7 protein-coding genes and 3 rRNA genes are annotated in these 10,802 nt (G+C 56.1%); 1 reads left to right on the top strand and 9 read right to left on the bottom strand.

Features of this window, described 5'->3' with window-relative positions; genetic code table 11:
• Positions 1 to 458: 458 nt before the first annotated feature.
• The 3 genes from rrf to QTO31_RS14310 form a co-directional block, all read right to left on the bottom strand.
• A 5S ribosomal RNA gene (gene rrf, locus QTO31_RS14320) occupies positions 459 to 573 on the bottom strand.
• A gap of 90 nt (positions 574 to 663) precedes the next feature.
• Positions 664 to 3,605, bottom strand: a 23S ribosomal RNA gene (locus tag QTO31_RS14315).
• Between the two features lie 177 nt (positions 3,606 to 3,782).
• A 16S ribosomal RNA gene (locus QTO31_RS14310) occupies positions 3,783 to 5,270 on the bottom strand.
• Together the 16S, 23S and 5S rRNA genes form the textbook arrangement of a ribosomal RNA operon.
• A gap of 431 nt (positions 5,271 to 5,701) precedes the next feature.
• Here QTO31_RS14310 and QTO31_RS14305 point away from each other — a divergent pair.
• On the top strand, positions 5,702 to 6,706 hold the full coding sequence (locus tag QTO31_RS14305; RefSeq protein ID WP_051871153.1) for a CaiB/BaiF CoA transferase family protein: 1,005 nt from the start codon (positions 5,702 to 5,704) through the stop codon (positions 6,704 to 6,706).
• Here QTO31_RS14305 and QTO31_RS14300 read toward each other — a convergent pair.
• The 6 genes from QTO31_RS14300 to QTO31_RS14275 all read right to left on the bottom strand — a co-directional run bounded on the left by QTO31_RS14300 (position 6,690) and on the right by QTO31_RS14275 (position 10,802).
• Positions 6,690 to 7,592, bottom strand: a complete 903-nt coding sequence (locus tag QTO31_RS14300; RefSeq protein ID WP_031460217.1) for a TlpA family protein disulfide reductase — start codon at positions 7,590 to 7,592, stop codon at positions 6,690 to 6,692. The two genes, QTO31_RS14305 and QTO31_RS14300, sit on opposite strands and share 17 nt — an antisense overlap.
• A gap of 12 nt (positions 7,593 to 7,604) precedes the next feature.
• Positions 7,605 to 8,003 (bottom strand): FixH family protein, encoded by a 399-nt coding sequence (locus QTO31_RS14295; protein ID WP_301429742.1) that lies wholly within the window; start codon positions 8,001 to 8,003, stop codon positions 7,605 to 7,607.
• The gene (locus QTO31_RS14290; protein WP_301429740.1) at positions 8,000 to 8,653 is read right to left on the bottom strand and encodes a DUF6962 family protein; all 654 of its coding nucleotides are present in this window, start codon (positions 8,651 to 8,653) and stop codon (positions 8,000 to 8,002) included. The genes QTO31_RS14295 and QTO31_RS14290 overlap by 4 nt, the downstream gene beginning before the upstream one ends.
• A 94-nt stretch (positions 8,654 to 8,747) precedes the next feature.
• The gene (locus tag QTO31_RS14285) at positions 8,748 to 9,029 is read right to left on the bottom strand and encodes a DUF507 family protein (RefSeq protein ID WP_031460220.1); all 282 of its coding nucleotides are present in this window, start codon (positions 9,027 to 9,029) and stop codon (positions 8,748 to 8,750) included.
• 17 nt (positions 9,030 to 9,046) lie between these two features.
• On the bottom strand, positions 9,047 to 9,724 hold the full coding sequence (locus QTO31_RS14280; RefSeq protein WP_031460221.1) for a class II aldolase/adducin family protein: 678 nt from the start codon (positions 9,722 to 9,724) through the stop codon (positions 9,047 to 9,049).
• Positions 9,714 to 10,802: a hypothetical protein gene (locus QTO31_RS14275; RefSeq protein ID WP_031460222.1), complete on the bottom strand. Its 1,089-nt coding sequence runs from the start codon at positions 10,800 to 10,802 to the stop codon at positions 9,714 to 9,716. Before QTO31_RS14275 ends, QTO31_RS14280 begins: the two co-directional genes overlap by 11 nt.

Below are 10,802 nucleotides of genomic sequence, written 5' to 3'. Positions count from 1 at the left end.
TCCCTCGCCGTCTGTACCAATTCAGACGGCGAGGATTTTTTTGTTGGTACTCTTGTACGTCTCGTGGGTAGTAACGTAGCGGTGCTGAACAATTGAGTCATTTATCTTGCGGTAAGAGGCAGTGATAGAGGAGCAGGTTCCAAACCTGTCCCCGATAATCTGCTGATGCAATATGTGATGGTTTCACTCGTCCATCGCAAGATGCGGGTCAGCAGCCTTTGTTCTTCGAGGAACGGTGCGGATCACGGATCGGCGTTAGTGGCTACGCGATGTTCGTCAGTATCGCTCCTTTGTTGAGCCGTTCGGTCATTACATACAACTTAAAGCTGAAAAACACAGAAAGGCCCTGGTAATCGGCGGGCAGCTTGGAACCAGCTTCTGCCGTTATTGTGTTCAGGGATTTTGAACACAAAAAACCCCGCTCGGTACCGTAGTCGGTATCCGAGCGGGGCCGTCGAAGGGTGCATGGACCTAGGTTCCCAGCGGTGAGCCGCCAGTAGGATCGGCGCTGCGGTGTTTCACGACCCGGTTCGGGATGGGACGGGGTGGGTCCACCGCGCTCCACACACACCCATTGGGAGAAGAGACCGTCGTCCCTTCACCCCTCACGCGATTGCTTGCTCGTGCACCCTGTTTTCCTGCTGCCGGTCGGTTCGCCGTGACGGAAGGAAGCCCTCGCCCCTGCGCACCGGTCGCCTCTACGGGTCACCCCGCCTCCAGCTCCGGCCGCTTGGCCCGCTCATCTCGCGGGGGGCTTACCAGCCTTGCGCTGTGAGAGCAGTCGTCTTGCGGCGTGTTTCCCACTTAGATGCTTTCAGCGGTTCTCACTCCCGGACATAGCTACGGAGCCTGCAGGACGCCCTACAACTCCTCCACCAGCGGTCCGTCCAGCCCGGTCCTCTCGTACTAGGGCCAGCCCCGCGCACTGCTCTAGGCGCTCAGAGCGGATAGAGACCGAACTGTCTCACGACGTTCTGAACCCAGCTCGCGTGCCGCTTTCATGGGCGAACAGCCCAACCCTTGGGACCTACTCCAGCCCCAGGATGCGACGAGCCGACATCGAGGTGCCACGCTCCGCCGTCGATATGAACTCTTGGGCGGTCTGAGCCTGTTATCCCCGGGGTAGCTTTTATCCGTTAAGCCACAGGCCTTCCACCCGGTCCTGTGGGATCACTACGGCCGACTTTCATCCCTGCTCGGCCGGTCTGCCTCGCAGTCAAGCGCCCTTCTGCCGTTGCACTCCACGGCGGATGACCATCCCGCCTGAGGGCGCCGTTGCGCGCCTCCGTTACCCTTTAGGAGGCGACCGCCCCAGTCAAACTACCCACCAGCCACCGTCCCCGCCTGCAGCGGGTGAGGGCAGCGCAGACCGAAGAGTGGTATTTCACCGTCGGCTCCAGCCAGCCCGCAAGCCAGCCTTCTCCGCCTCCCACCTATCCTCCGCATCGGCCTCCGCTACCCGATGGCAAGCTGTAGTAAAGCTCCACGGGGTCTTTTTGTCCCGCTCTGAGTTGGCCGCATCTTCACGGCCACTGCAATTTCACCGAGCCCCCGGTCGAGACAGTGCCCAGGTCGTTATGCCTTTCGTGCGGGTCGGAACTTACCCGACAAGGAATTTCGCTACCTTAGGACTGTTATAGTTACAGCCGCCGTTTACCGGGGCTTCGGTTTGGAGCTTGCACCCCGCCCCTTAACCTTCCGGCACTGGGCAGGCATCACCCCCTATACGTCGCCTTTCGGCTTGAGCAGGGAGCTGTGGTTCTGGTAACCAGTCGCCCGGGCCTGGACCCTGCGGCTGCCTCGCGCTCCACCCGCCAGGGGTTTCACGCTACGCGCAGCACCCCTTCTTCCGAAGGTACGGGGTCAATTTGCCGAGTTCCTTAACCGGGGGTCACTCGTCCACCTTGGTCTCCTCGACCTGTCTACCGGTGTCGGTTTGCGGTACGGGCGTGGAGGGTCTCCCGAGCCGGCCTTTCTTGGCTGCACAGGCGCCTCGCCATTGGGAGGCGGAGGTCCGCCCCCCTTTCACTCGCCTCTCGGTCACCGCCGCACGGATTTGCGTCGTGCGGCTCCCTACCGGCTTGGACGGCGCTCGTCTCGCCGCGGCGACTACCCCTCAGCGTCCGGCATTGGTCAAGCGACCGCTCCACGGTACAGGACTATCAACCTGTTGTCCATCAGGTCAGGCGTGTGCCGTCCCCTTAGGCCCGACTACCCTGCCGCGGTGCACCCGTGCGGCAGAACCCTTAGACGTTCGGTGGCGATGATTGCGACATCGCTTCTCCGTTACTCATTCCGGCATTCGCACTCGTCGTCACTCCAGCGACGCTTCCGCGCCGCCTTCGCTGCGACGACGACGCTCCCCTACCGTTTGCCGATGGCAAACCCGCAGCTTCGGTGCATCGCTTTGCCCCGTTACAGCGTCGGCGCAGCGCTGCTTGACCAGTGAGCTGTTACGCACTCTTTCAAGGATGGCTGCTTCTAAGCCAACCTCCTGGTTGTCTGAGCGGCGCCACAACCTTTCCCACTCAGCGATGACTTGGGGACCTTAGCTGGCGGTCTGGGTTGTTTCCCTCTCGACGACGGATGTTCGCACCCGCCGTCTCACGCGCGGTGCCCACCCCTGGCATTTGCAGTTTGCCGTCGCTTGGTAAGCGGTGAAGCCCCCGCACAACAACAGGGCTCTACCTCCAGGGGAACCAGAGCCGCGGCTGTACCTCAATACATTTCGGGGAGAACCAGCTATCTCCGTGTTCGATTGGCATTTCACCCCTACCCACAGCTCATCCGAGCCTTTTGCAACAGACACCGGTGCGGCCCTCCACGTCCTGTTAGGGACGCTTCAGCCTGGCCATGGGTAGCTCACACGGTTTCGGGTCTATCCCCGGCGACGGTCGCCCGTTTCAGGCTCGCGTTCACTCCGGCTCCGGCTGGCACTGCCTTAACCACGCCACCGAGGATAACTCGCCGGATCATACTCCAAAAGGCACGCGGTCACCGGTGTTTCCGGCTCCCACGGCGTGGAAGCACACGATTTCAGGGTCTCTTTCACTCCCCTCACCGGGGTACTTTTCACCGTTCCCTCACGGTACTGTGCGCTATCGGTCACTGCGTGTAGGTTGCCTTGGACAGTGGTCTGCCCGGCTTCAGCCCGGGTTCTTCGTGCCCGGACCTACTCAGGAGCGACCCACCCGGCTAAGGCGCTTGCCTACGCGACTCTCACGCTCTGCGGTGCAGGGTTCCACACTGCTTCGGCGCAGCGCGGTCGCCTGGGTGACCGACGAGCAGGTCGGTCAGGGGTCGTCCTCCAACCCCGCGTGCGCAACGGCTGCTCCCTTGGACACGCACGCGGTTTAGGCTGCACCCGGTTCGCTCGCCGCTACTACGGGTGTGGTTTACTCTTCCTCCGGCTACTGAGATGTTTCAGTTGGCCGGGTTCCCGCTCCGCATCAGCGGAGCGCTGCCAGCTGGCAGCGGGTTGCCCCATTCGGAGACCTCCGGATCACAGCCTGCACGCGGCTCCCCGGAGCATATCGGTGCCGTGCCCCGTCCTTCATCGGCACGCAGCGCCATGGCATCCATCGTGTGCTCATCATGTCTTCCTTCCGTCACGGCCAACCGACCGTGACCCGGTCACACGGTGCGGGTGGACGCACACACCGCTGACCGGCAGCAAATAACTCTTTGCAATCGCGTGAGTTGTTAAGGTACGACCAGCGCACCCACACTGAATGACGAGAAGCTGGACACCACAACAATTTAGATTGGGAGTGACTCCCTAGAAAGGAGGTGATCCAGCCGCACCTTCCGGTACGGCTACCTTGTTACGACTTCGTCCCAGTCGCGGCCCCTGCCCTCGGCCGCTGCCTCCCCGTTGGGGGTTAGCACACGGACTTCAAGCATTGGCCACTCCCATGACGTGACGGGCGGTGTGTACAAGGCCCGGGAACGTATTCACCGCGCCATGGCTGATACGCGGTTACTAGCAACTCCGCCTTCACGGGGGCGAGTTGCAGCCCCCGATCTGCACTGAGACCACGTTTAAGCGATTAGCTCCGCCTTGCGGCTTGGCAACGCATTGTCGTGGCCATTGTAGCGTGTGTGTCGCCCTGGACGTAAGGGCCATGCTGACTTGACGTCATCCGCGCCTTCCTCCGCCGGTCACGGCGGCAGTCTCGGTAGACACGGGTAACTACCGACGCGGGTTGCGCTCGTTGCGGGACTGAACCCAACATCTCACGACACGAGCTGACGACAGCCATGCAGCACCTGTGACGCACCCTCGCAGGCGGCCGTCTTTCGACGGCGTGCAGCGTCATGTCAAGCCCAGGTAAGGTTCTTCGTGTTGCGTCGAATTAAACCACACGCTCCGCTGCTTGTGCGGGCCCCCGTCAATTCCTTTGAGTTTTAAGCTTGCGCTCGTAGTCCCCAGGCGGCCAGCTTATCGCGTGAGCTAAGGCACGCAGCGCACAACCGTGCGCCACACGCCGAGCTGGCATCGTTTACGGCGTGGACTACCCGGGTATCTAATCCGGTTTGCTCCCCACGCTGTCGCGCCGCAGCGTCAGGACGAGCCCAGGTGGCCGGCTTCCCCACTGGCGTTCCTCCGGATCTCTACGCATTTCACCGCTCCACCCGGAATTCCACCACCCTCTGCTCGCCTCAAGTCTGCGCGTATCGGCACGCCTCGCCCCGTTAAGCGGGGCGCTTTCAGCGCCGACGCCGCAGACCGCCTCCGCGCCCTTTACGCCCAGTAACTCCGGACAACGCTTGCCCCCTCTGTCTTACCGCGGCTGCTGGCACAGAGTTAGCCGGGGCTGCTTCTGGTGGTACCGTCGTGGTCGTCCCACCCGAAAGGAGTTTACAACCCGAAGGCCGTCGTCCTCCACGCGGCGTTGCTCCCTCAGGCTTCCGCCCATTGGGGAAAATTCCTTGCTGCTGCCTCCCGTAGGAGTCTGGGCCGTGTCGCAGTCCCAGTCTGCCCGGCCGTCCTCTCAGACCGGGTACCCGTCAGTGGCTTGGTGCGCCGTTACCACACCAACAACCTGATGGGCCGCAGGCCCCTCCCAGAGCGCCCGTAGGGGCTTTCCTCCGTAGAGCGTATGCGGGATTATCCCGTCTTTCGACGGGGTATCCCCCACTCTGGGGCAGGTCACCCACGTGTTCCTCAGCCGTTCGCCACGCAGCCAGCCGAAGCTGCTGCGTTCGACTTGCATGCATTAGGCACGCCGCCAGCGTTCGTCCTGAGCCAGGATCAAACTCTACATGCTTGGTGTTGAGTTGCAGCTTGCGCTGCCTCCCTTCACCGAATTGACGTGGCGTCTATTGGCTATTCTCGTCATTCAGTTGTGAAGGTGCTTTTGCGGAACGAGGGAGAAAACAAAACCAGGAAAATCCAGTATTACTGAAGTTTCCTGGCGACGTCTCTGAATTGTCTTCAGCGCGTTTCGCTCGGTTTTCTCTCCACTTGTTTGGTCTGCCTCGTTACTCACGAGTGAGACCTCGTTCGTTCCAGCTCGCGTAGTATAGCATGTTGGTCGTAGGTTGTCAAGAGGGTCTTAAAAATTTTGTTTTACTGCTTTCTGAAGAGCTAAATCTTACTTTTAACTGAAGGTCATGCTTCATGATTTTGCGACATTTTCAAGCACGTGTAGTTGTGGTACGATACCACCGACTCGAATAAAAACGAGAGCGAGGTCTTATGCTTCAACTCTCGCATGTTCTCAATGGGATAACGGTCATCGAGATCGCTAGTTACATTCCAGGGCCGCTCTGTACCGCAATTCTCGCTCAACTTGGGGCGACGGTGGTAAAGATTGAGCGTCCTGGCGGCGATCCGATGCGTACCTTGCCTCCGCTGAATGCAGCGGGCGAACATCCGCTGTTCGCATTTCTAAATCGGTCGAAGCAGTTTCGTACTCTTGATCTGCGTCAACCAGCAGATCGAGCAGTGTTGAACAATTTGATTCGATCTGCCGATGTGTTGATCGACGGTTTACGCCTCGGCGCACTGGCCAAACTAGGTTTTGCCGACCACGACCTCTTGGTAATGAACCCAAGATTACTCATCGTTTCAATTAGAGGTGCTCCGAGTGGCCATCCGCGTCAGTATGAAGCGTTGCACGATCTGAACGCTCAAGCGCTGGCCGGGATTCTTGCTTCCGGTGCCGGCGTTCCACAAACTCCAGGTGTGCACGTTGCCGATATGATAAGCGGACTAATGGCATCAACAAGCGTACTGGCCGGGTTACTGTCGCGCAGTCTTTCAGGTCGCGGGGGACGCATTGAAACCTCTATGCTAACAGCCGCACGCTGGCTTAATGCTCCTGCCCTTGCCCTGGCGCTCGCCGGTCTGCAAAGTAGTGATGATACGCTGAATGGACATCTGGCTTGCTATCGTCTTTATAAGACGGCTGATGACCGCTATCTGGCAGTGGCTGCGCTAGAACCGCATTTCTGGCAACGGGTCTGTCTGGCATTAGAACGACCTGATCTTATTCCTCTTCAGTATGAACGTTCCCTTCAATCTACCCTGATAACAACCTTAGCCGATATTTTTCGCCAACGGTCATTACACGAATGGATGACCATTTTTGAACCGCTTGATGCTTGTGTCTCGCCAGTTTTGACGCCAACTGAGGCAGCACGTGATGGCCCACTCAATATCTGGTTCGGATTTGAACATCCGACTACGGCACTGGATTAATCGGCTGACCAGCAGCGAGTTGAGCAATCGCCGGTCGCAATTCGGCAAACGTAATTCCCCCTTCGTAGCGAGCTTGAATAATGCCTTGCCGGTCAACCAGGAACGTCCAGGGTTCAGTACGTAAGTTCCATTCTTTCATGGCATCGACAGTTCTGGCTTGCTGGAATGACTCGCCAAAAGGGTACGGGTAGACTTCAACGTGAATGAAATTGACCTGATCCCCGAATTCACTTTTAAGCTGTTTCAAGACAGCCATATTTGGCGCGCAGACTGCGGTCTGGCAATAGCCTGGCGTTGCAAATGAGACAACGAACGGTTTACCAGCATTTATGGCGTCGGCGATGGTCATTCGGTAAAAATCCGGATCAGGGCGTGGATCTGATGTCAGTTGATCGAGGGAAGGCACGTCGGCTGCCGTCAGATTTCGTGATGGGATTGCACGATCACCAACCATAGGTGCAAAAGCACGCTCGCTCACGTCGAGGCGAATCCGGTTTGTCTGGGTCCCATTCGGCTGTGGAACGGTAATTTCAGCTTCCCAACCACCCGCCCGATCAAACGTCGCGTAGGCAACATACAGCCCAACCGGTAGACCCTGTCCGCGATAGACAGCCTGCGTTGTGGAAACGGGTTTGGTTCGATCACCATCAGGGCCAACATAGTATAGGGTCACACCCAGAGTCAAATCTGGATCGTTGAGCGGGACACCACCTTGAAGAAGACCAAAGGGCAGACGATTAAGCCCTATCACCAGCTCAGACGCTGCAATGACGGGTGCAATTGGTAATGCGGCAGGCGTAGGGGCAGTCGCAGGTTGACCACACCCAACCATAACAATTGTTACAATGCTGACGATCAGCGTCAAAAAGAGGCGAGGGTTCAGCATAATTCTCCCCACTTATTTCAGTACATCGCGACGAAAGGTGGCACGATAGGTGGTTTCTGCATGTTCCACAACAACAGTGATTTCCCACAAACCTTCCATCGTATACGCAGTGCGTGCCCAATAGCGACCCGAACCTTCAGGTACGGCTACCGGTCGAGTTATTCCCATCGGCATTGCCGGCATATCGAGATCGAGATAGACATTCGCATCGGATACCGGATTGCCCTGATCATCTTGCAACACAACAATAAAATCGACGGCAGTGTTCATTTGCGGACGTTCAAGTGTTTCCAAGGTGATTGCCAGTCCATCAATCACCTGGGTTTCTCGTAACGGTACCGATTGACTATCACACCCTATGATTAACAATAAACTGCTTAATATACCAATGACGTGAAGCCAACGTATCATACATTGCTGTCCACCACTATGCTGGCTTGAGCACCTTCCATCAGAAATAATAGTCCTACTATTTGTACGAGATGAAAAAGGCCATTGTGATCAAACACGACACCTCCGACATGCAACTCCATGGAACTGTTTTGAATAGCAGCAGCCAGTATCGTGACGAGAATACCAAATGCGATCTTAGGAGCTCCGGGGAAGCGATAACGGTAAGCCAAATCGATGTAAATGGCCAGGGCTATGGTCATCGCCACTGTTTCATAAATGATAAATGTGAGAAAACCACGTCGAAAACGATGACTGATCCAGGCAAAAGCAGGTGCTGTACTGACGAGCACAGGTAAAACACGACGGCTAACGTTTACCCCCCAGCGATCATCTATAGCCAGCGTGATAAAAAACGAGATAATGAGCGCGAGCAGTGCATTCAAGGGTTGCCACAATCGCTCACGAGTAGATGCTGAAAGCCGTAAGCCATGAATAATTGCCCCCAGCAAACTGCTTATGACCAGTAATCCAAACGCAAGCTGCCAGAGACGAGCGCGCCAACCTCTACCCGTTCGTAAACGCCAGATAGCGCCTAATGCTGCTCCGGCCAACATCAGATCGGTCACAGCCGTTGTTTGCTCGCGTTTGTCAGTTTCGATTTGCAGCATAGAGGCTACCTCAGTCATAAAAGAGAGGTGTTGCTTTAGTGAATACGAGTGAAAACACCTTGCCAGCACACCACTGCTTCGTAGCAAACGAATTTTAGAGAACAATTTTGCGTTCAACAATCAATTTTTGACGTAAACGACGAAAAAGCGTATCATAATCGAGACGCCCTTGCGTAATTTCGTATTTATACGCCTGTAACATCCGATGAACTTCGGCATTCAGCCGATCTTCTACCTCTAGCTCATCGGTCATAATTTCACGAATGGCTGCACGTAATTCCGGATCGCTGGCTTGAAACAAGACACCCTCTGTCTCGGCTAGTACATCAACTAACATTGCTGCCAGTTGATCAATTTTTGCTGGTGAAAGTTTCATGTCCTCCTCCCTTCTCATTAAATTCGTCCCATAGCGCGAAAAGCACGACGCACTTCTGCTAATTCAGCAATCCGTTCTGGGGGGAGAGGTCGGGCACCACCAAACAAGTGCGCAGCGAGCAGGGTGCGAGCGCAATGCTCGATCTGCTCCATACGATGAAACGCCTGAAGTAGGCTCGAACCGTAGGTAAGTGCGCCGTGATACGCCAGAAGAATTGCGTCGTGATCGGCGACAAATGGGGCAATTGCTGCACCCATTTCGGTTGTTCCAGTACGTGCATATGGCGCCGTTGGAATCGGTCCCAGGGCAATCAACGCTTCTGGTAAGATCGGTTCGGCCAGACTGACCCCAGCCAGTGTTGCGCCTACCGCCGTTGGCGGGTGGGCATGCACACAAGCCATAACATCGGGGCGATGACGATAGACAAAGAGGTGCAGATATCGTTCTGAAGATGGCTGTCGTTCTGGTGAACCACGGATCAATTGACCATCATGATCAATGACGACCAGGTCTTCAGGGTTTAACATCCCCTTGGCTAATCCTGCCGGGGTAATGAGGATCGAACCATCAGGGAGGCGAGCAGATAAGTTTCCATCACCGGCCACGATTAAGCCACGCTCGTAGAGTAAACGACCACAAAGCACCATCTCGGCACGCAACGCAGCTTCAATATCAGCATAAGAATTAATTGTCATAGCGTTTCTGTTGGCTCTGTTGGCGCAAACGGAAGAATAAGAACGCAGCGACAATCCACCCAGACCAGGCTAATAGTGGTCGACTGAAGCGCATGATCAGCATGACAATGAAAAGCAATATACGCAAGCTATTGACGAGGAGACGTTTGGTGACATCTGGACGCGGAACGACCGTCCAATCGATTTGATTAAGACGTGGCAGTAAACCGCGTTCAACACATCCTTCCAGTGAAAAGAGATAAATTGTATCTGTATGATGGGCAGCCAGTTGGAGATCCCGTTCGAGCGCATCCCATGTCAATGGTGGAAGATCTTCAGCACTACTGGCTCGTACCGTACTACCAACGATACATCCCACGCCAATAGCATCAGCAGCGGGACCGTAACTGTCGATCAGGGCACCACCCAGATCATTGCCTAACTGACTGATCGGGATACTGCTGAAACAAAGTAATACTTCGACATCAGCCGGCAGATCGACAATGTCAAGAGCACGCTGAAGGGTTGTCGTCGCTGCCCGCCGATCATCGACAATCAATGGCAATTGGTATGTATGCACTTCGTAGCCGTCATGGTGTATTTCAGCAATAAGATCCATGTAGGCTGCACGGGCACTCTCGTAGAGAACATTTTCGTGGGCCAGCCAGATTCGACGGGCAATGTCGCGAATTCCACGTCGCCGACTGGCAATCACTTCAGCTAGCGGCGGTTCGATGTCAAGACCAATAGCCTGAAATTGCACATGATGGTTAATGGCCCACTGCCGTACCGAACGATAACGTTCGATAGCTTGGGGATAGTTCTGAAGATTGAACCAAAAGCCCTCTTCAGCCGGTAAGAGTAGCCATGCAATTACCGGAATATGATGCTTGTTCAGGATTGCAATCGCCTGGGCTGTCTCTGTAGCGAGGTTGTGAAGAGCAACGGCAACACCGTATCCTCCGGTTGCCAGAAATGAGAGCAATCCTGGTGTAGCTAGCAACTCTAACAGAGACGGCCCTTCCAATTCACAGAAGAAGATGATCTGTGGCCGCCCTAAGACAGGTGGTATTCCAACTGGCAGTGATGTCGTTTGCAC

This window comes from Chloroflexus sp. MS-CIW-1 (assembly GCF_030444705.1).
Taxonomy (GTDB): domain Bacteria; phylum Chloroflexota; class Chloroflexia; order Chloroflexales; family Chloroflexaceae; genus Chloroflexus.
This window is presented reverse-complemented; position numbering and strand designations above follow the sequence as displayed.

Coding starts and splice junctions, on each gene's coding strand:
- QTO31_RS14305 (WP_051871153.1), top strand. CDS start 5,702: ATGCTTCAACTCTCGCATGTTCTCAATGGGATAACGGTCATCGAGATC.
- QTO31_RS14300 (WP_031460217.1), bottom strand. CDS start 7,592: ATGCTGAACCCTCGCCTCTTTTTGACGCTGATCGTCAGCATTGTAACA.
- QTO31_RS14295 (WP_301429742.1), bottom strand. CDS start 8,003: ATGATACGTTGGCTTCACGTCATTGGTATATTAAGCAGTTTATTGTTA.
- QTO31_RS14290 (WP_301429740.1), bottom strand. CDS start 8,653: ATGCTGCAAATCGAAACTGACAAACGCGAGCAAACAACGGCTGTGACC.
- QTO31_RS14285 (WP_031460220.1), bottom strand. CDS start 9,029: ATGAAACTTTCACCAGCAAAAATTGATCAACTGGCAGCAATGTTAGTT.
- QTO31_RS14280 (WP_031460221.1), bottom strand. CDS start 9,724: ATGACAATTAATTCTTATGCTGATATTGAAGCTGCGTTGCGTGCCGAG.